This window comes from Streptomyces sp. KM273126 (assembly GCF_004337435.2).
Lineage (GTDB): Bacteria > Actinomycetota > Actinomycetes > Streptomycetales > Streptomycetaceae > Streptomyces > Streptomyces acidicola.
In genome coordinates this window covers 462,205-484,446 of record NZ_SJXB02000002.1, presented here as the reverse complement: position 1 = coordinate 484,446, position 22,242 = coordinate 462,205, and the positions used below count along the sequence as shown (strand labels likewise).

The 22,242-nt window shown below is 70.4% G+C and carries 20 protein-coding genes; 10 read left to right on the top strand and 10 right to left on the bottom strand.

Going from position 1 to position 22,242, the window contains the following annotated elements:
• Window positions 1-21: 21 nt before the first annotated feature.
• From E0500_RS32725 to ybaK, 4 genes are all read left to right on the top strand, one after another.
• Complete coding sequence (locus E0500_RS32725) at window positions 22-1,602, top strand: oxidoreductase (protein ID WP_131567421.1); 1,581 nt, start codon at window positions 22-24, stop codon at window positions 1,600-1,602.
• Between the two features lie 125 nt (window positions 1,603-1,727).
• Complete coding sequence (locus E0500_RS32720; protein WP_131567424.1) at window positions 1,728-2,252, top strand: hypothetical protein; 525 nt, start codon at window positions 1,728-1,730, stop codon at window positions 2,250-2,252.
• 11 nt (window positions 2,253-2,263) lie between these two features.
• Window positions 2,264-3,004, top strand: coding sequence for an LON peptidase substrate-binding domain-containing protein (locus E0500_RS32715; RefSeq protein WP_131567426.1), 741 nt, complete (start codon window positions 2,264-2,266; stop codon window positions 3,002-3,004).
• Between the two features lie 113 nt (window positions 3,005-3,117).
• The gene (gene ybaK, locus E0500_RS32710) at window positions 3,118-3,624 is read left to right on the top strand and encodes a Cys-tRNA(Pro) deacylase (RefSeq protein ID WP_131567428.1); all 507 of its coding nucleotides are present in this window, start codon (window positions 3,118-3,120) and stop codon (window positions 3,622-3,624) included.
• A gap of 370 nt (window positions 3,625-3,994) precedes the next feature.
• Here the strand turns inward: ybaK and E0500_RS32705 are convergent, their stop codons facing one another.
• The 4 genes from E0500_RS32705 to E0500_RS32690 all read right to left on the bottom strand — a co-directional run bounded on the left by E0500_RS32705 (window position 3,995) and on the right by E0500_RS32690 (window position 8,002).
• Window positions 3,995-4,675, bottom strand: coding sequence for an AAA family ATPase (locus E0500_RS32705; RefSeq protein WP_131571498.1), 681 nt, complete (start codon window positions 4,673-4,675; stop codon window positions 3,995-3,997).
• Window positions 4,676-4,709: 34 nt separating this feature from the next.
• Entirely contained in the window at window positions 4,710-5,531 is an 822-nt protein-coding gene (locus tag E0500_RS32700) for an ABC transporter permease (protein ID WP_131571501.1), read from the bottom strand.
• A gap of 127 nt (window positions 5,532-5,658) precedes the next feature.
• Window positions 5,659-6,675, bottom strand: a complete 1,017-nt coding sequence (locus tag E0500_RS32695; RefSeq protein ID WP_309505265.1) for an ABC transporter ATP-binding protein — start codon at window positions 6,673-6,675, stop codon at window positions 5,659-5,661.
• Between the two features lie 103 nt (window positions 6,676-6,778).
• A complete protein-coding gene (locus E0500_RS32690; protein ID WP_131571504.1) occupies window positions 6,779-8,002 on the bottom strand; it encodes an NYN domain-containing protein in 1,224 nt (407 codons plus the stop codon).
• A gap of 224 nt (window positions 8,003-8,226) precedes the next feature.
• On the opposite strand from E0500_RS32690, the gene E0500_RS32685 reads away from it, so the two are divergent.
• On the top strand, window positions 8,227-8,394 hold the full coding sequence (locus E0500_RS32685) for a hypothetical protein (RefSeq protein WP_165935238.1): 168 nt from the start codon (window positions 8,227-8,229) through the stop codon (window positions 8,392-8,394).
• 91 nt (window positions 8,395-8,485) lie between these two features.
• Here the strand turns inward: E0500_RS32685 and dnaE are convergent, their stop codons facing one another.
• Window positions 8,486-12,025: a DNA polymerase III subunit alpha gene (gene dnaE, locus E0500_RS32680; RefSeq protein WP_181587312.1), complete on the bottom strand. Its 3,540-nt coding sequence runs from the start codon at window positions 12,023-12,025 to the stop codon at window positions 8,486-8,488.
• 250 nt (window positions 12,026-12,275) lie between these two features.
• On the opposite strand from dnaE, the gene E0500_RS32675 reads away from it, so the two are divergent.
• The 4 genes from E0500_RS32675 to E0500_RS32660 all read left to right on the top strand — a co-directional run bounded on the left by E0500_RS32675 (window position 12,276) and on the right by E0500_RS32660 (window position 17,025).
• Window positions 12,276-13,625, top strand: a complete 1,350-nt coding sequence (locus E0500_RS32675; RefSeq protein WP_131571565.1) for a DUF2252 domain-containing protein — start codon at window positions 12,276-12,278, stop codon at window positions 13,623-13,625.
• 67 nt (window positions 13,626-13,692) lie between these two features.
• Window positions 13,693-14,379, top strand: coding sequence for a hypothetical protein (locus E0500_RS32670; protein ID WP_131571562.1), 687 nt, complete (start codon window positions 13,693-13,695; stop codon window positions 14,377-14,379).
• Window positions 14,380-14,444: 65 nt separating this feature from the next.
• Window positions 14,445-15,245: a DsbA family protein gene (locus tag E0500_RS32665; protein WP_131571559.1), complete on the top strand. Its 801-nt coding sequence runs from the start codon at window positions 14,445-14,447 to the stop codon at window positions 15,243-15,245.
• Window positions 15,246-15,366: 121 nt separating this feature from the next.
• The gene (locus E0500_RS32660; protein WP_131571556.1) at window positions 15,367-17,025 is read left to right on the top strand and encodes an alkaline phosphatase; all 1,659 of its coding nucleotides are present in this window, start codon (window positions 15,367-15,369) and stop codon (window positions 17,023-17,025) included.
• 13 nt (window positions 17,026-17,038) lie between these two features.
• On the opposite strand, the gene E0500_RS32655 is transcribed toward E0500_RS32660, so the two are convergent.
• A complete protein-coding gene (locus E0500_RS32655; protein ID WP_131571553.1) occupies window positions 17,039-17,608 on the bottom strand; it encodes a dienelactone hydrolase family protein in 570 nt (189 codons plus the stop codon).
• Between the two features lie 138 nt (window positions 17,609-17,746).
• On the opposite strand from E0500_RS32655, the gene E0500_RS32650 reads away from it, so the two are divergent.
• Window positions 17,747-18,874 carry a mechanosensitive ion channel family protein gene (locus E0500_RS32650; protein WP_131571551.1) on the top strand — a complete coding sequence of 376 codons (1,128 nt, stop codon included), beginning with the start codon at window positions 17,747-17,749 and terminating at the stop codon, window positions 18,872-18,874.
• 236 nt (window positions 18,875-19,110) lie between these two features.
• Here the strand turns inward: E0500_RS32650 and E0500_RS32645 are convergent, their stop codons facing one another.
• The 4 genes from E0500_RS32645 to lspA all read right to left on the bottom strand — a co-directional run bounded on the left by E0500_RS32645 (window position 19,111) and on the right by lspA (window position 22,182).
• Complete coding sequence (locus tag E0500_RS32645) at window positions 19,111-19,851, bottom strand: SDR family NAD(P)-dependent oxidoreductase (RefSeq protein ID WP_131571548.1); 741 nt, start codon at window positions 19,849-19,851, stop codon at window positions 19,111-19,113.
• A gap of 167 nt (window positions 19,852-20,018) precedes the next feature.
• Window positions 20,019-20,501, bottom strand: coding sequence for a GNAT family N-acetyltransferase (locus E0500_RS32640; protein ID WP_131566329.1), 483 nt, complete (start codon window positions 20,499-20,501; stop codon window positions 20,019-20,021).
• The gene (locus E0500_RS32635) at window positions 20,498-21,442 is read right to left on the bottom strand and encodes an RluA family pseudouridine synthase (RefSeq protein ID WP_131566326.1); all 945 of its coding nucleotides are present in this window, start codon (window positions 21,440-21,442) and stop codon (window positions 20,498-20,500) included. The genes E0500_RS32640 and E0500_RS32635 overlap by 4 nt, the downstream gene beginning before the upstream one ends.
• 74 nt (window positions 21,443-21,516) lie before the next feature.
• Window positions 21,517-22,182 carry a signal peptidase II gene (gene lspA, locus E0500_RS32630; protein WP_131566322.1) on the bottom strand — a complete coding sequence of 222 codons (666 nt, stop codon included), beginning with the start codon at window positions 22,180-22,182 and terminating at the stop codon, window positions 21,517-21,519.
• Between the last annotated feature and the right edge of the window lie 60 nt (window positions 22,183-22,242).

Below are 22,242 nucleotides of genomic sequence, written 5' to 3'. Positions count from 1 at the left end.
GACGGGGAGGAAGGAAGAGTCGTGACCGAGGGTGCCGGCATCCGGGACGGAGACCTGCCGGACGATCTGACCGCCGCCGAGATCGGAATGTGGCAGGCCTTCCGCAACGGCAGCGTGTACGACCTGCGCGCCGGGGACACCGTGGTGGACGATCCGCACGGGGGCCACCCCTGGGGGCCCGAGCGGACCGTGCGGGCGCGGATCGTGTGCTGGCTGCTGCTGGACGGGCCGCCCGCGCTGGCGGGGCGGGTGTCGGCGCTGAAGCTCGTGGGCGTCCAGATCGAGGACACCCTCGATCTGGCGGGCGGCACGGTCGCGCCGTACGTGGAGATGAAAGGCTGCCGGTTCGAGAAGGAGATACGGCTGCCGGAGGCGCGGTTCACCACACTGCGGCTGCTCGACTGCTCGGTGCCCCGGCTGGAGGCGGCCCGCGTGCACACCGAGGGCGATCTGCATCTGCCGCGCTGCCGGTTCCACAACGGGGTGCGGCTGACCGACGCGCAGATAGGCACGGATCTGCTGCTCAACCAGGCCGTGCTCTACCGCGACCGGCGCGGCCGCACGCTCACCGGGGACGGTATGACCGTCGGGCAGGACCTGCAGGCCGAGATACTCGAATCGCACGGCGAGCTGAGCCTGCGCGGCGCCAGCATCGGCGTGTCGCTGAGCCTGCGCGGCGCGCAACTGACCAACCAGTACACGCGCCTGGCGCTCAACGCACCCCAGCTCACGGTCGGGCGCACCCTCTACATGACCCCTGCGGGCGTCGGCAATCCGCTCCTGACCAGCGGGACCACACCGGCGCGCGGCACCAGGGTGCAGCGGTTCACCTGCGAGGGCGGCATACGCCTCGACGACGGGCGGTTCGGCGACGCGGTCGACCTGGAGGGGGCCCGCTTCACCTTCACCGACGAGCAGGAGATGTCGCTGCGCCGCGTCCAGGTGCCCGAGCTGCGCTTCCTGGGGGAGCGCCCGGAGCGCGGCAAGGTGGTCCTGTCGGGCGCCCGGATCGTCAACCTGATGGACAGAGCGGACAGTTGGCCGAGCCCGGGCAACCTCCAGATGGGCGGCTTCCAGTACGAGAACCTCGTGCCGCGCGGCCCGTTCCCGCTGGCCAGACGGCTGGAGTGGGTGGCAGCCGCGACCGCCGAGTACAACCCGGAGCCGTACGAGCGGCTCGCCACGGTGCTGCGCGCCGGCGGAGAGGACGAGGACGCCCGCGAGGTGCTGCTCGCCAAGCAGCGCCACCGCCGCGAGAACCTGCCGCTCGCGGCCAAGCTGTGGGGGTACGCGCAGGACTGGACGGTCGCCTACGGATACCGGCCGGGCCGGGCCGCCGTGTGGATGGCCGTGCTGTGGGCGGCCACGTCGATCGCCTTCTCGCACGCCGACCACCCGCCGATCAAGGAAGGCGAGCACCCGCCGTGGAACGCCTCCCTGTTCGCGCTGGACCTGCTCCTGCCGGTCGTCGACCTGGGGCAGGTGGGCTACTGGCAGCTGCGCGGCGGCTGGCAGTGGCTGGCCGCGACGGTGATCCTGCTGGGCTGGGTCCTGGCGACTACGGTGGCGGCAGGGGCGACGCGACTCCTGAGCCGGAACTGACACATCCGGGACGGAAGCGGAGCACGGCCTTTTTGCCGGACCTTGACCGCCCGCCGTACAACCAAGAGGTTCTTGCGAAGTCCCTCTGGCGCGCCTGCGACCTGCGGGTTTTCAATGACCTCACCATGGCTTCAGTGCGCGCGTTCCTCCGCACGGCGCGGATGATCCGGAACACCCCGCATCTCGCCGCCGGCCTGCCCGCCGACGACGATGTGCTGCTCGACGCCCCCGACGAGCGGCTCGCGCCCGTCCTCGTGGCGGCCGGCCGCGGCGAGTACGCCCCCGAACTGGCGGTGACCCGCGGCTGGGAGCCCCCCGCCCGCGGTGAACTCCTGCGCGATGCGGTCCCGTTGATCTCCGCGGCCGCGGAGGCCGAGCCACGCGATCCGGTGCCCTGGCGGATCGCGCTGGACCAGGCGCGGGGCGGCCTTCTCCGGCAGGACGCTCTCGCACAGCTCCGCATGATCGGCCCGTACGCCACCTCGTTCCCCTGGGACCGGGTGTCGGACGACCCGCTCGGCCAGTTCCTCGAACTGCGGTACGGCGTAAGGCTGGAGATCGCGTCCGGCATCCCGCTGCGCTCACGGTCCGCTGCCGCCCCATGCCCAAGGAGTGAGCACACAGACCCCACCCGCCCCGACGACCATTAGGCTCTTACGTCGTGACCACCGTCCGGCTCCCGCTCTTTCCGCTGAACTCGGTGCTGTTCCCGGGGCTCGTGCTCCCGTTGAACATCTTCGAGGAGCGCTATCGCGCCATGATGCGCGAGCTGCTGAAGACCCCCGAGTCCGAACCGCGCCGATTCGCCGTCGTCGCCATCCGCGACGGCCACGAGGTCGCGCCGAGCGCGCCGGGCATGCCGGACCCGACGGCTCTGCCCGAGCGCGGCCCGACGGCGGGCTTCGGCGACGATCCGATGCGCGCGTTCCACTCCGTGGGGTGCATCGCGGACGCGGCGACGATCCGGGAGCGCGACAACGGCACGTTCGAGGTGCTGGCGACCGGTACGACCCGCGTGCGGCTGCTCTCGGTGGACGCGTCGGGCCAGTTCCTGACGGCCGAGCTGGAGGAGCTGCCGGAGGAACGGGGGGACGAGGCGGGCGCGCTGGCGGAGGGCGTCCTGCGCGCCTTCCGCCAGTACCAGAAGCGCCTGGCGGGAGCACGCGAACGCTCACTGTCGACGGGCGCGGACCTCCCGGACGAGCCGGCGGTGGTCTCGTACCTGGTCGCCGCGGCCATGATGCTCGACACCCCGTCCAAACAGCGTCTCCTCCAGGCCCCGGACATCGCCTCGCGCCTGCGCGACGAGCTGAAACTCCTGCGCGCGGAGACGGCGATCATCCGTAGTCTGCCGTCGTTGCCGGCGTCGGAACTGACGCGCGGCCCGACGAGCCTGAACTGACAAGCCTGAACTGACGAGCCTCGACCGATGAACGTCGGCTGACGAACGTCGACCGACGAACGTCAACCGACCTGGCCATCAGACCTGGTCAACTGATCTAAGGGCACGGGACCTTGGCGAAGAAGCAGAAGAAGCAACCGCAGCAATCGGGCGGCACCCCCGCAACGGTGGCACTGACGACAGCGGGCGTGGACTTCACCGTCCACTCCTACGAGCACGACCCCTCCCACCCCTCCTACGGCGAGGAGGCGGCGGAGGCGATGGGCGTCTCCCCGGACCGCGTCTTCAAGACCCTGGTGGCGGACGTGGACGGCACGCTGGTCGTCGCCGTGGTGCCGGTGGCCGGCTCCCTGGACCTGAAGGCCCTCGCCACGGCCGCGGGAGGCAAACGCGCGGCCATGGCGGACCCCACCCTCGCGGAACGCACCACGGGCTACGTCCGCGGCGGCATCTCCCCGCTCGGCCAGCGCAGGAGACTCCGCACGGTCCTGGACGCGTCGGCCGCCGCCCACGCCACGATCTGCGTCTCGGCCGGCCGCCGCGGCCTGGAGGTCGAACTGTCCCCCCAGGACCTCCTCCACCTCACGGAAGCGGTGTCGGCGCCCATCGCCCGTGCGTGACCCCTCGACGGCTCCTCCGTCCTCCGGTAACTACGAAGGACATGTCGAAGAGAACCCGCAAACGCAGGTGGCGCACCAAAAAGGGCCGCTCGAACCACGGCCGCCGCCCCGCATGACCAAACCGTCCCCAGGGGCTGCGCCTCTCCAACCCCACGAGCCCGCTGCGGCGGGGCTCGGACCCGTATTCAGCCCGTCCGGCGTTTGAGGACGAGGCCGGTCAGGCCGACAAGAACACCCACCCACCCGCACACACCTCACCCGCCCCCACCCCCACCACGGGGCCTGGGGGCGGAGCCCTCAGGAGATGGGAATGGGTAGGGACGGCGGGGGCAAGAAACCACTACCCCGGACGCACCGCCGCCCACCGGCCCTACGCCGGAGGCGCCCCATACGGATCCTGCACAAATCGCTGCTCAAAGGGATCAGGATCACGAGGCCCGAACAGAGCCGTCAGCCCGAGATGAACCAGAAGCGCGGCAAACGGCCAGGCAAGCAGCGCCCCCTTCGCACCGAGCTTCAACGGCGCCGAAAAAGTCACCCCGTTGCCCACCTCCCGGGCATGCGCCACGACATCCTGCTCGGGCCCCAGCCACACCCCCAGCCGCCACGCCAGCACCGCCCCCAGCAGCCCCCCGACCGCCAGCGCCACCACCAGCGGCACACCCCCACGCCGCCGCACGAGAAACACGACCAGCGCACTCACGGCCCCGAAACCGAGCGCCAGCAGCGTGAACGTCCCGTCCACCCCGACGGCCTGCTCCCCCTCGGTGTCCCGCAGATACACCGCCTGACCGTCGGAGACCAACGGCACCTGCGGCGCCAGCCACCACCACAGCACCCCGAGCAGCGCCCCCGCGAGCGCCACCCCCACCGTGACGATCGCGGCCTCCCGCGCTTCGGTCTTCATCCCGGGACCGTCCTGTTCGTACGCAACGTCATGAGCGGCAGGAGCCGGCATCACGGGAACGGGTGGGGCCTGCCGAGCGCTGTGCGAGGACCTGTCGTACGACGGTTCGTGCGGCGGCGGAGGCGGAGTCAACGGTGCGGTCACCCTGACATCGTGCCAGGCGCACCTGTGCGGCGCCTCATCGGACGGCCGCCCGGCGGTACGCCCAGGTCGCGACCGCCAGCGAGGCCACCCCGACACCGGCGCACACGGCCAGGTCACCGAGCACGAACGCCCAGTCCGGGTCGCCCCGGAAGGTCCGCGCGAACGCCTCCACACCGTACGTCGACGGCAGCAGATCACGCGCGTACCGCACCACATCCGGCAGCCGGTCCGGCGGCAGGACCCCGAGCAGCAACGCCGCCGACATGCCCAACTGCCCCAGCAGCGTCGCCAGTTCGGGCCGCGGCGCCAGCAGCCCCAGCGCCGCACCCAGCCCGGCGAGCGCGGCCCCCGCGAGCGGGATCACCGCGACGAGCACCCACAGGTTCCCCACCGGCAGCCCGAAGAGCACACAGCCGAAGACCGCGGTCACCACCGTCCCCGGCACGGTGAACGACGCGTACGCCCCCGCCGCCCCCAGTACGACAGCGGCAGGCGGCACCGGCAGGGTCGCGTAGTGATCGAGCCCTCCGCCGGCCCTCAGCTGCCCGAAGTACTGGGCGAGCAGGTTCAGCGCGACGAAGGCGACCACGAGCACGGACGACCCGGCGACGACGGCCTGGGCCTCGGCCCCGCCGTCCACGACGCCCCGCATCAGGATCATGATGCCGATCGACTGGAAGGTCGCCACGAACAGCAGCGGGATCCGCGCGACGCGCGCCCGCGAGAGCTGCGCCCGGTACACGGCTCCGAGCGACGGCCACAGCCGCGCCCGCGGCCCGAGCGCGGCCGGGACCCGGGCGCGCTCCTCCTCCGCCAGGGCTCCGCCCGGCAGAACCTCCGCGGGTACGACACTCACGTCGAGCTGCTCCTCTTCGCTCCGGCTGCCGCCCAGTCCCGTACGGCCAGGGCTCTTCTGATGGATCTCCGCGGCGTCGCGACGCCGCGGAGATCCATCAGGAGGGCCCTACAGGCCGCGGTTGCGTTCACGCCTTCACCAGCCCTCGTGCGTTGCCGCCCAGCGCCAGATACACGTCCTCCAGGCTCGGCGTGGCGAGCGTGAAGTCGTCCAGGGCCACGAAGGCCGCGCCACCGGTGACGGTCGCGACCACCGCGCGGGCCTCCTCGGGCGCGAGCCGCAGCGTCCAGCGGCGCCCGGACTCCAGGGCCCGGGACCGCAGCGCGGCGACCTCCGGGACGTCGAGCGGCGCTCGCTCGCGCCACACCAGCTCGACCCGCACCTCGCCCGCCACCTTCTCCTTCAGGCCGGCCGGGGTGTCGCAGGCGATGACCCGCCCCTGGTCGAGGACGGCGACCCGGTCGAGCACGGTCTCCGCCTCGATGACGTTGTGGGTGACGAGCAGGACGGTGGTGCCGTGTTCGGCGCGGCGCCGGTCGACGGCGGCCCACACGGCGCGCCGGGCGACGGGGTCCATACCGGTGGTGGGCTCGTCGAGCACGAGCAGGGGCCGTTCGCCGACGAGCACGGCGGCGAAACAGGCGAGCCGCCGCTGGCCGCCCGAAAGCTTCCTGATCGGCCGCGAGGCGAGCTCCGTGAGCCCCAGCTCCTCCAGCACGGCGTCCCGCTCGTCCCTGGCCCGCCGTACGTCGAGCCCGCGCAGCCGGCCGGTGGTCTCCGCGGCGAGCGACACGGTGAGGTCGTCCAGCGCGGTCGACTCCTGCCCGAGGTACCCGAGGATTCGCGCGGCCCGCTCGGGGTGCCGCACGATGTCGTGCCCGAGGATGTCGACGGTGCCGTCGTCGGGCCGCATCAGCCCGGTGAGCTGCCGTACCAGTGTCGATTTCCCGGCCCCGTTCGGCCCGAGCAGCCCGAAGATCTCCCCGCGCCGCACATCGAGCCCGACCGCGTCATTGGCCCGCACGGCGGGCGTCCCCGGCGTGCCGCGCCGTCCGCGCACCGCCGGATACGTCTTCGTCAGCCCCCGCACCGCGCACACCACATCCCCGCCGTGCTGGCTCCCGGGTTCCGTGCGCGTGCTCACGAGGCACGAGCCTAAGGGGTCCCGCGCCCCGATCGTCGCCCGGGGCGCCCGCTGCACACAGCCGAACGTCCTGAAGCCGACCGCAGGACCCGGCGCGCCCTGTTCACTCCCCGGCAGGAGCGTGTGCCGCCGCCGTCCGTACGTCGATCTCCCGCCAGAACCCGGCCCGGATGGCGTACCGGTCGTGCTCGTCGATCTGGTCGTCCTTGTGGGCGAGCAGCCCGAACCGCGCGGCGTAGCGCAGCAGCTCTCCGTCCACCCGGTGCGGAATCCGGGGATACATCCCGGACAGCTTCTGGAGATGCGCCTGTTCCGTCAGCCGCGCCATCCAGCGCCGCGCGAACACCTGTCCCACCTCGTACGGATCGCCGCCGACCGTGGTGATGTCCTCCTCCCGGTCGGCCCACCGCTGCTCGGCCGTGGTGAGCTGCGCCAGCGTCGGCATGGACGCGGCCTCGGCCGGCTCGGCGACGACCCCCGGCCGGTCCACCCATCCCTTGTCGGAGGACCAGCGCAGCGTGGCGTTCGCGGGATGCTGCACGGTTTGCGCGCCGGCCGCCCGCATGATCGCCAGGTCCTTCGGTGTCGGCACCCCTTTGGAGGCAGCCGCCGGGGCCCGTTCCTGCGTCCCGTTGTGCGAACCGGCGGCCGCGGGTTCGTGCTCCGCCTCCTCGGCGGCCCGCTCGGACCCGGCGAGCGTCGACTCCGGCAAGGGGGCCGACAGGATCGCGGCGATCTCGGGCCGCGGCGCGGGCGGCGGCGCGCACACCCCGCCGAGGTCCTTCGGCCGGACGGCCTGGGTGATCCACGCCCGGTCCAGCACGCGCCGCTCGTCGGCCTCGGCGACCAGGTCCTCTGACTGGTTGTAGTCGCCGTCCGCGGCCTGAACGGCCCACAGGTGTACGGCGACCCCGTGCTCCTTGGCCGCCATCATGCCCGGCAGCAGATCGCCGTCCCCGGTCACGAGCACGATGTCGGAGCAGGCCCGGTTGCGCGCCAGTTCGGTGAGTTCGGCGTGCATGGCGGCGTCCACGCCCTTCTGCGCCCACCGTCCGTCGCTACGGGTCAGGGCACCGAGCCGTACGGTGACCCGGGGCATCACGCGCAGTCTGCGGTGCTCGGGCTGCGGTACGCGGTCGGGGGCGCCGTCGAACCAGTAGATACGCAGCAACGGCCGCTCCGTGTCGGACTCGGCGCGCTCGCGCAGCCCCTGGATGAGGGCGGCGTGGTCGACGGTGATCCGGGAGCGGGAGGGTTCGCCGGCGAGCAGGCTGGCGGCAGCCCCGAGCAGATACCCGGCGTCCACCAGGACGATGCAGCGGTCCACGCGATCCACCCTCTTTCCGGGAGGTTTGCTTCGGGCTTCCTTCGAGTCTGCCCGACCACGCGGAGGTTAACGTTCGGAACTCGATCATCGGCGTGGCGTATCGGCGCGGGCCACTCGGACAGGCCTTGTCACGCACGGTGATTATCCGAAATGCGTAACGTGTCCGATTATGTGAATCTGGTCGCGGCCCTGGCCCCTAGATCCCCCACAGGAGGCAGAGCACCATGGCCAAGAACAAGAACCGCAAGCAGGATGCCCAGCAGAGCCGCCGCCCGCAGGCCGAGGAGCAGGAGCAGCGGAACTCACCGGAGTCGCAGTCGCCGATGTCGCAGCCTCAGGGCAGCCCCGCCGACGTCGCCCGGAAGAAGCAGAAGAGCTTCGGTCACAACTGAGGCCCGGCCCATCGGCTGTTGAGGCCCGGACACACAGCGAGGGGCGCATCCTTTTCCGGATGCGCCCCTCGCGCACGTCAGTACGCGGCGCTCAGCCCGCGAGACAGGACGGCCCCAGCAGCACCTTCAGATCGCCGAAGAGGGCCGGGTCCGGCTTCACCCGGTGGCGGTCGAGCCGCAGCACCGTCGTCTTCCTCGGCCCCTGGAGCTTGATCCGCACCTCGCTGTCGCCCTTGTGGTGGCTGAGGATCTCGCCGAGGCGGCTGACCATGGGCGGGGTGACCCTCGTGGCCGGGATGGTGAGGATCACGGGCGCGTTGGTGCCCGCGTTCGACAGGTCGGGGACCTGGAGTTCCATCGCGACCAGCCGGGGCACGTCCTCGCGCTTGTCGAGCCGGCCCTTGACGAACACCACCGCGTCCTCGACGAGTTGCGTCGACACCAGCTGATACGTCGCGGGGAAGAACATGCACTCGATGGAACCCGCCAGGTCCTCCACCGTGGCGATCGCCCACGCGTTGCCCTGCTTGGTCATCTTGCGCTGCAGCCCCGAGATGATCCCGCCGATGGTCACCACCGCACCGTCCGCGTGCTCACCCCCGGTCAGCTGCGCGATCCCCGCGTCCGCCTTGTCGGACAGCACATGCTCCAGCCCGAACAGCGGATGGTCCGAGACATACAGACCGAGCATCTCCCGCTCCTGGGCGAGCAGATAGGTCTTGTCCCACTCGTCGTCGGTGAACTGCACGTCCATCCCGAAGCCCGGCTCGCTCGACTCCTCCTCGCCCATCCCGCCGAACAGGTCGAACTGGCCCTCGGCCTCCTTGCGCTTGACCGCCACCACATTGTCGATCATCGGGTCGAAGTGCGCGGTGAGGCCCTTGCGGGTGTGCCCCAGGGAGTCGAAGGCGCCCGCCTTGATCAGCGACTCCGTGGTGCGCTTGTTGCACGCGACGGCCTCGACCTTGTCGAGGTAGTCGGGGAAGGAGGCGTACTTGCCCTTGGCCTTGCGGCTCCTGATGATCGACTCCACCACGTTCGTACCGACGTTGCGGACGGCTTCGAGGCCGAAGAGGATCACGTCGTCGCCCTGCGCGGCGAAGTTGTGCACCGACTCGTTGACGTTCGGCGGAAGCACCTTGATGCCCATGCGCCGGCACTCGTTGAGGTAGACGGCCGACTTGTCCTTGTCGTCCTTGACCGAGGTGAGCAGACCGGCCATGTACTCGGCGGGGTGGTTCGCCTTGAGGTAGGCGGTCCAGTACGAGACCAGGCCGTACGCGGCCGAGTGCGCCTTGTTGAACGCGTAGCCGGCGAACGGGACCAGCACGTCCCACAGGGCCTGGATCGCCTCGTCGCTGTAGCCGTTCTTCTGGGCGCCGGCCTGAAAGATGGTGAAGTTCTTGGCCAGTTCCTCGGGCTTCTTCTTGCCCATCACCCGGCGGAGGATGTCGGCCTCACCGAGCGAGTACCCGGCGATGATCTGGGCGGCCTTCTGCACCTGCTCCTGGTAGACGATCAGGCCGTAGGTGACGTCCAGGACCTCCTTGAGGGGCTCCTCCAGCTCCTTGTGGATCGGAGTGATCTCCTGGAGCTTGTTCTTGCGCAGGGCATAGTTGGTGTGCGAGTCCATGCCCATCGGCCCCGGACGGTACAGCGCCGACACGGCGGAGATGTCTTCGAAGTTGTCGGGCTTCATCAGGCGCAGCAGGGAGCGCATCGGGCCGCCGTCGAACTGGAAGACGCCCAGGGTGTCACCGCGCTGGAGCAGTTCGAAGGTCCGCGGGTCGTCGAGCGGCAGGGCCAGCAGGTCGAGGTCGATGCCCTTGTTGGACTTCACCATCTTCACGGCGTCGTCCATGATCGTCAGGTTGCGCAGGCCGAGGAAGTCCATCTTCAGCAGGCCGAGCGACTCGCACTGCGGGTAGTCCCATTGCGTGATCGTCACGCCGTCGGTGTGCCGCACCCAGATCGGGGCGTGGTCGACGATGGGCTCGCTGGACATGATCACGCCGGCGGCATGTACGCCCATCTGCCGGACCAGGCCCTCGACGCCCTTGGCGGTGTCGATGACCTTCTTCACGTCCGGTTCGTTCTCGTACATCCCGCGGATCTCGCCCGCCTCGTTGTAGCGGGGGTGCGAGGGGTTGGTGATGCCGTCGAGGTCGATGCCCTTGCCGAGGACGTCGGCGGGCATCGCCTTGGTGAGGCGGTCGCCCATCGCGTACGGGTAGCCCAGCACGCGCGCGGAGTCCTTGATCGCGTTCTTGGCCTTGATCTTGCCGTAGGTGCCGATCATGGCGACCTTGTCGGCGCCGTACTTCTCCGTGACGTACCTGATCACCTCGACGCGCCGACGCTCGTCGAAGTCGATGTCGACATCGGGCATCGAGATGCGCTCGGGGTTGAGGAACCGCTCGAAGATCAGGCCGTGCGGAATGGGGTCGAGGTCGGTGATGCCCATGGCGTACGCGACGATCGAACCGGCCGCGGAGCCTCGGCCGGGGCCGACCGCGATGCCCTGGCTCTTGGCCCACATGATGAAGTCGGCGACGACGAGGAAGTAGCCGGGGAACCCCATCGAGATGATGGTGTCCATCTCGTACTCGACCTGCTTCATACGGTCGTCCGGGATGCCGCCCGGGAAGCGGCGGTGCATGCCGCGCATGGTCTCCTCACGGAACCAGGAGACCTCGGTGTAGCCCTCGGGGATGTCGAACTTCGGCATGAGGTTCTTGGTCTCGAACATGCCGGCGGTGTCGACCATCTCGGCTACGAGGAGGGTGTTGGCGCAGCCCTCCTGCCAGGCGTCCGAGGAGTCGATGGCGTACATCTCGTCCGTGGACTTCAGGTAGTAGCCGGTGCCGTCGAACTTGAAGCGGTCCGGGTCGGAGAGGTTCTTGCCGGTCTGGATGCACAGCAGGGCGTCGTGGGCGGTCGCCTCGTGCGCGTAGGTGTAGTGCGAGTCGTTGGTGACCAGCGGCGGAATGCCGAGCTTCTTGCCGATGTCGAGGAGGCCGTCGCGGACCCGGTGCTCGATCTCGATGCCGTGGTCCATCAGCTCCAGGAAGTAGCGGTCCTTGCCGAAGATGTCCTGGTAGTCGGCGGCCGCCTTCAGAGCCTCGTCGTACTGCCCGAGGCGCAGCCGGGTCTGGAGCTCGCCGGAGGGGCAGCCGGTGGAGGCGACGATCCCCTCGGACCACTGGGAGATCGTCTCCTTGTCCATCCGGGGCCACTTCTGGAGCCAGCCCTCGGCATACGCGTCCGAGGAGAGCCGGAAGAGGTTGTGCAGTCCCGTGCTGTTCACGGCCCACATCGTCTTGTGGGTGTAACCACCCGAACCGGACACGTCGTCCCGCTTCTGGTGCGGCTGACCCCACTGGATCTTGCGCTTGTTCCGCCGTGACTCGGGCGCGACATACGCCTCGATCCCGATGATCGGGGTGATCCCGGCCTTCTTCGCCGAGTGGAAGAAGTCGTACGCCCCGTGCAGGTTGCCGTGATCGGACATCGCGATGTGCGTCATGCCCATCTCGTTGCACGCGTTGAACATGTCCTTCAGCCGCGCGGCACCGTCCAGCAGCGAGTACTGGGTGTGGACGTGCAGGTGCGTGAACGGCGGCTTTGACACGGCTTCGGCCTCCAAGGCGAACTACGGTCTACGGGGGCCCGACAGGCTGCGGACAGTCTGGGGGGACAGCGTCGAAGTCTATGCCTCGGCACTGACACCCGAAGGGCTCTCCCCCGTACCTTCATCCGAGGAGTCGCGGGCACTCCCGCGTACGGTCGGACGTTGAAGGGGAACGGAGATCCGCTTCCCTCAGACAGCACATCTGTCCCACATGTCACGCTCCATCACCTGCACCAGGAGGCACCCAGCGATGTCGGTTCCGCAGCTCAGCGCCGAGCAACGCGGCGAGCAGATCCTCGCCGTCTTCGACACCGCCTTCGGCGAACTCCTGGCCGCCGACCCGGCCGCCTTCCGTGTGAAGTTCCGGAAGATGGCCGCGTCCGCCTTCGCCTTCTACCGGGGCACGGCGTGCCTCTTTTATCACGATATGGACGAGGACAGCGCCGGGCGCGTCGGCGGGAAGATGCACAGCGGCCCGTTCCTGGACGACCGCACCTCGCGCGTGTGGATCCACGGCGACCTGCACGCGGAGAACTTCGGCACGTACATGGACGCCACGGGCCGCCTCATCTTCAACGTGAACGACTTCGACGAGGCGTACGTCGGCCCCTTCACCTGGGACCTGAAGCGCTTCGCGGCCTCCGTGGCACTGATCGGGTACGCGAAGGCGCTGAGCGACGAGCAGATCACCGAGCTCGTGCGGGTGTACGCGGGCGCGTACCGCGAGCGGATCCACGCCGTCGCGACCGGAGCCAAGAGCGACGAGGTGCCGCCCTTCACGCTGGACACCGCCCAGGGCCCGCTGATGGACGCGCTGCGTGACGCCCGCTCGCTGACCCGCTTCGGGCTGCTGGACTCGATGACGGAGATCCGTGACTTCGAGCGCCGCTTCGCGCCCGGCGGCGGCTCCATCGAGCTGGACGCGGCCACCCGCTACAAGGTCCTGGCGGCCTTCGACGGCTATCTGGAGACGCTCCCGGAGTCGTCGCTGGCCCGCCCCGACTCGTACCGCGTGAAGGACGTCGTCGGCCGCCGCGGCATCGGCATCGGCTCCGCGGGCCTGCCGTCGTACAACATCCTCCTGGAGGGCGCCACCGACGCCCTGGAGAACGATGTGGTGATCTACATCAAGCAGGCCCAGACCCCGGCCGTCTCCCGCCATGTCACGGACCCGGCGATCCGCGACTACTTCCAGCACGAGGGCCACCGCACGGTGATCTCACAGCGCGCCCTCCAGGCGCACGCCGACCCGTGGCTGGGCTGGACCGAGCTGGACGGCGCGGGCCAGCTGGTCGCCGAGGTGTCGCCGTACGCGGTGGACCTGGACTGGGGCGACATCGACGACCCGGAGGAGATCGCGGCGGTCGTCGCCGACCTGGGACGGGCCACGGCCACGATGCACGCGGCGGCGGACGACCTCTCCGGTCAGTCCCTGGTGCCGTTCTCCACGGAGCGGGCCATCGACGCGGCCATCGCGGCCGACGAGGACGGCTTCGCACCGCTCCTGGTGGACTTCGCGCACGAGTACGGGGCACGCGCGCGTGCGGACCACCAGGTCTTCGTCGACCTGTTCCGCAACGGCCGGATCCCCGGCCTGTAGGGACCGCACGCTCACAGGGATCCTTTAGGGGTCTCTTACGTGAGTCCATGGGAGACTCTGTAACGGTATGAACATATCCGGGACCCACCTCAGAGCCGTGCGCGCGGCGCTGTTCACGGCACTCGTCGTGACACTCAGCACCGCGTCGCACGTGCTGCTGTCCCGGGTCCCACTGCCTCTGACCACGGTGGCCGCCCTCGCCGGTGCCGTCTTCGTCCTCGCGTACGCGCTGGCGGGCCGCGAGCGCGGCTTCGGGAGGATCGCGGCGCTGCTGATCCCCCTGGAGCTGGCTGCCGACACGCTGTTCACGGCTGGCCAGCACGCCTGTTACGGCCGGGTCGGCGGCCCGGTCACCGGCCCGCTGCGCCAGGTCGGCCTCGACATGCTGTGCGGCGGCGAGGTCGGCGCCCCGCTGGCCCGGGTCACCGGCGATTCCTCCCGCGCCGCGGCCCTGCTCGACAACGCGGACCCGGCCGCCGCCTGGCTGCTGCTCGCCGCGCACATCGGCGTCGGGCTCCTCGCCACCGCGTGGCTGCGACGGGGCGAGCGGGCGCTGGTCCAGTTGCTCGGGGCCGCGGTCGCGGCGGGCTTCCGGCCGCTGCTGATGGCCGTCGCGGCGGTCACGGTACGGCTCGTACCGGCCGACCGCCGGATGCCGCGCCCGGTGCTCCGTACGACCACCGCGCGCACCCTCCTGTACGCGCACTCCCTGGGACGGCGTGGACCGCCGTGCTCGGTTGCTCTCAGCACCTGAGCACGACCAGTCCCCACACGTATCCCGCGTACGACGTGTGCGCGTCCCACATGGAGATCACCACTATGAGCAAGCGGAACAGCCAGGAGGCGAAGAGGGCGGCCCGTGAGCGCCTGCGCCAGGAGCGCGAGCGCCAGGCCAAGCGCTCCAAGATCAGGCGGCAGCTCGTCGTCGCCGGTTCGATGGTCGCAGTCCTCGCGATAGCGGGCGGCGTCGGGTACGCCGTCGTGCAGAACAACAAGCCCACGAAGTGGGAGGAGGCCGCCGACGCGAAGGTGGTCGCGCCCGCCAACACCTCGGGCACGAACGGCACCACCGTCGTGATCGGCGAGTCCAAGTCCACCAACACGGTCCACCTCTACGAGGACCCGCGCTGCCCGGCCTGCGCCCAGTTCGAGCAGACCGTCGGCGAGACCGTCAACAAGGGCATGAAGGACGGCGACTACAAGCTCTCCTTCACTCTCGGTACGTTCCTCGACGGCAACCTCGGCGGCGACGGCTCCAAGAACGCGCTGAGCGCGCTCGGCGCCGCGCTGAACGTCAGCCCCGACGCGTTCCTGGAGTACAAGACCGCGCTCTACTCGGCCAAGTACCACCCGCAGGAGTCGACCGACGAGTTCGCCAAGGACAGTTATCTGATCAAGGTGGCCGACACGGTCGACGCGCTGAAGAACAACAAGACGTTCCAGACCGCCGTCGAGAAGGGCACCTACGACGCCTGGGCGATGAAGATGAGCAAGACCTTCGACAACGCCAAGGACGTGAACTCGACGCCCACCATCAAGATCAACGACAAGAAGATCGACAACCCCTCCACGGTCGCGGAGTGGGAGACGGCACTCAAGGACGCGGGCGTCACGAAGTGACCCGCGCCTGAGGCGCGTCAGGTGACACACGACCGAAGTGCGGGCGAACTCTTCACGATTCGCCCGCACTTCGTGTCTTCTGCCTTACCTCTTCACTTACCGGCCAGTAATCTGCTCGGCCGTGACCAGTCGCATCAGATCCCACTCCGGCCCCAACTCTCCCAGTCCGCGCCGCCGTACGGTCGTCAAGGCCGCCGCGGCGGGCGCCGCCCTCGCCGCCCCGCTGGCCGCCGCGATCCCCGCCCGTGCCGCCGAGGCGCCCGCGTTCCTGCACGGCGTCGCCTCCGGCGATCCGCTGCCCGACGGCGTCCTGCTGTGGACCCGGGTGACGCCCGTACCGGAGGCGGTACCCGGCTCCGGTCTCGGCCCGGACGTCGAGGTGAGCTGGACCGTCGCCCTGGACAAGGCGTTCACGGCCATCGTCGCCAAGGGCTCGACGACCGCCACCGCCGCCTCCGACCACACGGTGAAGGCCGACATCCGCGGTCTCGCCCCCGCCACCGACTACTGGTTCCGCTTCTCCGCCGGCGGCACCGACTCCCCCGCCGCCCGCACCCGCACCGCCCCGGCCGCCGACGCCGCCGTGACCTCCTTGCGCTTCGGCGTGGTCTCCTGCGCCAACTGGGAGGGCGGCCACTTCGCCGCGTACCGCCACCTGGCCACGCGCGGCGACCTGGACGCATGGCTGCACCTGGGCGACTACATCTACGAGTACGGCACCGGCGAGTACGGCACGCGCGGCACCGTCGTACGGCCGCACGCGCCCGCGCACGAGATCCTCACGCTGGCCGACTACCGCACCCGGCACGGCCGTTACAAGACGGACGCCGACCTCCAGTCCCTGCACGCCGCGGCCCCCGTCATAGCCATCTGGGACGACCACGAGATCGCCAATGACGCCTGGTCGGACGGCGCCGAGAACCACACCGAGGGCGCGGAAGGCACCTGGGCGGCCCGCCGGTCCGCGGCCAAGCAGGCGTACTTCGAGTGGATGCCGGTGCGCCCGGCGATCGCCGGCACCACCTACCGCCGGCTGCGCTTCGGCAAGCTGGCGGACCTCTCGCTGCTCGACCTGCGCTCGTTCCGTTCGCAGCAGGTGTCGGTCGGCGACGGCCAGGTGGACGACCCGGACCGTACGATCACGGGCCGGGCCCAACTCGACTGGCTCAAGGCCGGGTTGAAGTCCTCGGACACGACCTGGCGGCTGGTCGGCAACTCGGTGATGATCGCCCCGTTCGCCATCGGGTCGCTCGCCGCCGACCTCCTGAAGCCGCTCGCCGAGCTCCTCGGACTGCCCCGCGAGGGACTCGCCCTCAACCCCGACCAGTGGGACGGCTACACCGACGACCGCCGTGAACTCCTCGCCCATCTGCGCGACAACGCGATCCGCAACACGGTCTTCCTCACCGGCGACATCCACATGGCGTGGGCCAACGACGTGCCACTGAACGCCGGTACGTACCCGCTGTCCGCCTCGGCCGCCACCGAGTTCGTGGTCACCTCGGTCACCTCCGACAACATCGACGACATCCTCAATGTCCCCGAGGGCACCGGCACCGCGCTGGCCTCCCCGCTGATCCGCGCCGCCAACCGGCACGTCCACTGGGTCGACACCGACCGGCACGGCTACGGCGTCCTGGACATCACGGCCGAGCGGGCACAGATGGACTACTACGTGCTCTCCGACCGTACGAAGGCCGCCGCGACCTCGTCCTGGGCCCGCTCGTACCGCACTCGCAGCGGCACGCAGCAGGTGGAGCGCGCCTACGACCCCGTATGACCCCGTGTGACCGTCACAGGGTGTCGAGGAAGCCGAGTGCCACCTTCCAGGTGGCCTCGGCGGCCTCGGCGTCGTAGTCGGGCAGGCCGGGGTCGGTGTAGAGGTGTCCCGCTCCGCGGTACCGGTAGACCTCGACGTCCGCGCCGATCGCACGCATCCGCAGGTACCAGGCGCTCAGCCAGTCGTCCGGCTCGAAGGGGTCGGGCTCGGCGACGTGCAGTTGGACGGGCAGTTCGTCCACCGAGGCGTTCTCGGCGATGTCCGAAGTGCCGTGCAGGAGCAGCAGCCCGCGGGCCTTCTCGTCGCCGAGCGCCAGCGTCTGCGCGGTGGCGGCGCCGAAGGAGAGGCCCGCGTAGACGAGCCCCCGCCCCGAGTACGGCGCGGCGGCCAGGACGGCACGCTTGAGCAACTCGTCCTTCCCGGTCTCGTCCTTGAAGGCCATGCCCTCCTCGACCGTGTCGAACGTCCGTCCCTCGAAGAGGTCCGGCGTCCACACCTCGTGTCCGGCGGCACGCAGCCGGTCCGCGGCATCGCGCACCGCGGGTCTGAGGCCATGGGTCGAGTGGAAGAGCATGATGTCCATGCGTTCATGGTGCCAGCCGGGTACGACAGTGCGGGGCCGCGGTGGTACGGGGCTGCCGTGGTGCGGGGCCGCGGCGGTACCCGCGATGGGGCGACGCCACGTTTTCATCGCCGGGTGGAGCCGGATACGTTCGGAGGCATGGAGAACGTACTGCGTCCGCTGATCGTCGCCGGCGGCTCCGTCGTGCTCGCCCTGCTCGTCGGGTGGGCCGTGGACCGACTGCTGCGCAAGGCCGACGAGCGGCACAGCGAGACGCCCCTGTGGGACCTGCTCCGGCGCGGCCGCGTCCCCTTCCAGCTCGTGATGTGCGCGGCCGCGCTAAGAGGCTCGTACGGCCAGGTGGACGTCCTCGCGAACCACCAGGTGGCCATCGGCCGGATCCTGACGCTGGTCCTCATCGGGTCGACGGCGTGGCTGGTGATCCGCATCGCGGCCGCGATCGTCGAGACCTCGTACACCCGGTACGCGAGCACCCACCGCGATGCCGCCCGGATACGCCGGGTGCGGACGCAGGTGACGCTGATCATGCGGGTCGTCGCCGCGGTGGTCGGTGTGGTGGCGGCCGCGTCGATGCTGCTGACGTTCCCGGCGATGCGCGCGGCCGGTGCCTCACTGCTGGCCTCGGCCGGGATCCTGGGCATCGTCGCCGGTATCGCCGCGCAGTCCACGCTCAGCAACCTCTTCGCGGGGCTGCAGATCGCCTTCGGCGACATGGTGCGGCTGGGCGACGTGGTCGTGGTGGAGGGCGAGTGGGGCACGGTCGAGGAGATCACGCTGACGTTCCTGACGGTGCGCACCTGGGACGAGCGGCGCATCACGATGCCCGTCTCGTACTTCACGTCGAAGCCGTTCGAGAACTGGTCCCGGGGCGGTGTCCAGATGACCGGGACGGTCTTCTTCCACGTCGACCACTGCGCCCCGCTGCCCGCCATGCGCGAGAAGCTCCGGGACATCCTGCGTGAGTGCCCGGCCTGGGACGGCCGCCACTACGACCTCACCGTCACCGACTCGACCCCCAGCACCATGGAACTGCGCGCGCTGGTGACCGCGAAGGACCCGGACGACCTGTGGAAGGTACGGGTCACGGTCCGCGAACAGCTGATCGACTGGCTCGCCCGGGAGCACACCTACGCCCTCCCCCGCGTCAACACCGCCGACGCGATCCTGCCCCCGAGCCAGCTCGACGGCCGGGCGGACGGCGTGCCGCACCGTGCGACACGGGCCCGCGTCCACGAAGCACCGAGAACGGGACCGGGCCGGGGCTAGGGCCTGTCGTCAAATTCCCCGTCGTCGCCCGAAGGGCGGCCCCGCGGCGTCTGGTGCGTGCTCTCGGCGTGCCGGGCGGAAGACCCCGTTGACGGACCGGAAGTACGTGGGCTTTCGCCCGGTGCGGCGAGTGGGGGCACCTCCCACGCCCTTAAGGCAGTGGGGAAGCGTGCCAGGCGTCGCGGCGCAGACGGGAATGTGACGACAGGCCCTGGGGACGGGGCCGGGTCCCTGGCTCAGTGCCCGCGCTCCGCACCACCGTTGACCTGGATGACCTGCGCGGTGATGTGCCCGGCGGCGTGCGAGGCGAGCCAGTGCAGCGTGCTCGCGACGTCGCCCGGCGTACCCGCCCGCCCGGTCGAGGTCTCCGCGACGAGCCGTGCCCTGCGCTCCTCGTCCATCCCCCCGCCGAAGAACTCGGTGTCCTCGATGTAGCCGGGCGCCACCAGGTTCACGGTGACTCCGCGCGGCCCCAACTGCCGTGCCAGATCGAAGGCGTACGGGTGCAGGGCGGCCTTGGACGCGGCGTACGCCCCGCTCCCCGAGCCGCGGTAGGCGGCGATGGAGCTGAGGAACAGCACACGGCCGCCGGGGTAGGCCAGCCGGTCCTTCAGCGCCTCCGTGAGCAGCACCGCGGTCAGGGTGTTGAGCCCGAAGTTGATGGCCCAGTCGTGCAGGACGACGTCGAGCGGCTCGTCGCTGTCCACCGTGGGCTCCAGGCGCCCTGAGCCTCCGGCGCTGTGGATCAGTACGTCCACGGTGCCGAACTCCGCGGCCACGAACCGCTCCACCCCGCGTACGCCACGGGGCTTGCTGAGGTCGGCCGCGTACGTCAGCGCCCCCGGCACCCCGGCCTTCTCCAGCACCTCGCCCCGCCGGCCGACCAACAGCACCCGGTCCCCGTCCGCGGCGAAGGCCTGCGCGGCCGCGAGGCCGATCCCCGTACCACCACCACTGATCACCACGTTGCGAGCCATGGGGCGATCGTACAAAGCGGGTTCCCGACTTTCGTTCCGCCGCAACGGCGCGCAACCGGGACGGCGGAGCGTGGCGGTGCCGAACCACCCGTCGAGCGGGGGTGTGGGGGCGCAGCCCCCACAAAGGGCGGGCGGGTGGGAAAACCAGCAACCGGGAGGCACCCGAGCTAAAGAGGGCGCCGCATCGCACGATGCGGTATCCCCGCATCGGGGAACTCGGCCCCGTACGCCACATATCCCAACCGCTCGTAGAACCCGAGCGCATGCGTCTGCGCGTGCAGATCCACCGCCGCGAGCCCGCGCTCACGGGCCGCCTCCTCGACGGCCCGCACGACGGCGGCCCCGACGCCCAGCCCGCGTGCCTCGCGCGTCACGGCGAGCCGCCCGAGCGAGCCCACGGTGAGGTCGCCGTCGGTCTTCGCCGCGGCCGCCTCCCCGTACAGCAGCCGCCCCGTGCCGAGCGGCACCCCGTCGTCCCGCACGGCCAGCACGTGCACGGCGTCGCTGTCGTACGCGTCGTACTCCAAGTCCTGCGGGACGCCCTGCTCGACGACGAAGACCTCCTTGCGCACCGCGAAGCACGCCTCACGGTCCATGGGGTTCTCCGCGACCCGTACCGCATACGAGGAGCTCACGTGCGACGGGCTCATGCGTATGTGTCCTCGTGGACCTGGTCCAGGGCCTTCTGCAGGTCCTCGGGGTAGTCGCTCTCGAACTCGGCCCACCGTCCGTCGCCGGGGTGCTCGAAGCCGAGCCGCACCGCGTGCAGCCACTGGCGGGTCAGTCCGAGCCGCTTGGCGAGCGTGGGGTCGGCGCCGTACGTCAGGTCGCCCACGCACGGGTGCCGGTGGGCCGCCATGTGGACACGGATCTGGTGGGTGCGCCCGGTCTCCAGCTTGATGTCGAGCAGGGATGCGGCGCGGAACGCCTCGACGAGGTCGTAGTGCGTGACGGACGGCTTGCCGTCGGCCGTGACCGCCCACTTGTAGTCGTGGTTCGGGTGCCGGCCGATGGGCGCGTCGATCGTGCCGCTCGTCGGGTCGGGGTGGCCCTGGACCAGCGCGTGGTAGCGCTTGTCGACCGTGCGCTCCTTGAACTGGCGCTTCAGGAACGTGTACGCGTACTCCGACTTGGCCACCACCATCAGTCCCGACGTGCCCACATCGAGCCGGTGCACGATGCCCTGGCGTTCGGCGGCGCCCGAGGTCGAGATCCGGTACCCGGCGGCGGCGAGACCGCCGATGACCGTGGGGCCGGTCCAGCCGGGGCTCGGGTGGGCGGCGACTCCGACGGGCTTGACGATCACGACCACGTCATCGTCGTCGTGCACGATCTCCATGCCCTCGACCGGCTCGGCGACGATCTGCACGGGCGCGGGCGCCTGCGGCATCTCGACCTCCAGCCAGGACCCGCCGCGCACCCGTTCGGACTTGCCGACCGCCGCGCCGTCGACCATCACCTTGCCTGCCGCGGCCAGTTCGGCGGCCCTGGTACGGGAGAACCCGAACATGCGGGAGATGGCGGCGTCGACGCGCTCGCCCTCCAGTCCGTCGGGCACGGGCAGGGTACGGATCTCGGGAATCGTGCTCACCCATCGAGTATGCCGGACGGCTCCGACACCTCTGACCGGAGCCTGTGGACAACCTCCGGCCGCCTCTTGCGGGCTCAGTCCTTGTGGACGGTGCCGTCCGGGTCGAGGCCCCGGAAGGACAGGATCACGATGAGGATGCCGCCGCAGACGATCGCGGAGTCGGCGAGGTTGAAGACGGCGAAGCCCTTGGGCGCGATGAAGTCCACCACCGCTCCCTGGAAGACGCCGGGCGAGCGGAAGATCCGGTCGGTGAGATTGCCCAGGGCGCCGCCGAGCAGCAGCCCGAGCGCGACGGCCCAGGGCAGGCTGTAGAGCTTCCGCGCGAGGCGGATGATCACCACGATCACGGCCGCCGCGATCACCGTGAAGACGACGGTGAAGGCCTCACCGAAGCCGAAGGCCGCGCCCGCGTTGCGGATCCCCTCGAACTTCAGCCACTCGCCGATGATCTCGATCGGCTCGTGGTGCTCCAGCTTCGCGACCACGATCATCTTGCTGACCAGGTCGAGGGCGTAAGCGAACGCGGCGACGGCGAACAGCACGGCGATCCGGCGCTTGCCCCTGGGCTGCTGGGCCTCACCCGCCGTCCCGTCCGCCTCGGCCGACGCCCCGTCCGGGGCCCCCGCCTCCCCGGAGCCGGACCGCTCGTCCGAAGCCGCCTTCCCGTCGGACCGCTCCGGCTCGGCTTCCGCCGACTCGGGAATGTCCGGCGTACCGATGATGCGCTCCGCCTCTGCCACGTGAGTCCTTCAACCTAGGTTCCTGACTGAGGACGAGACTACGTCACCGCCCTCGGGACC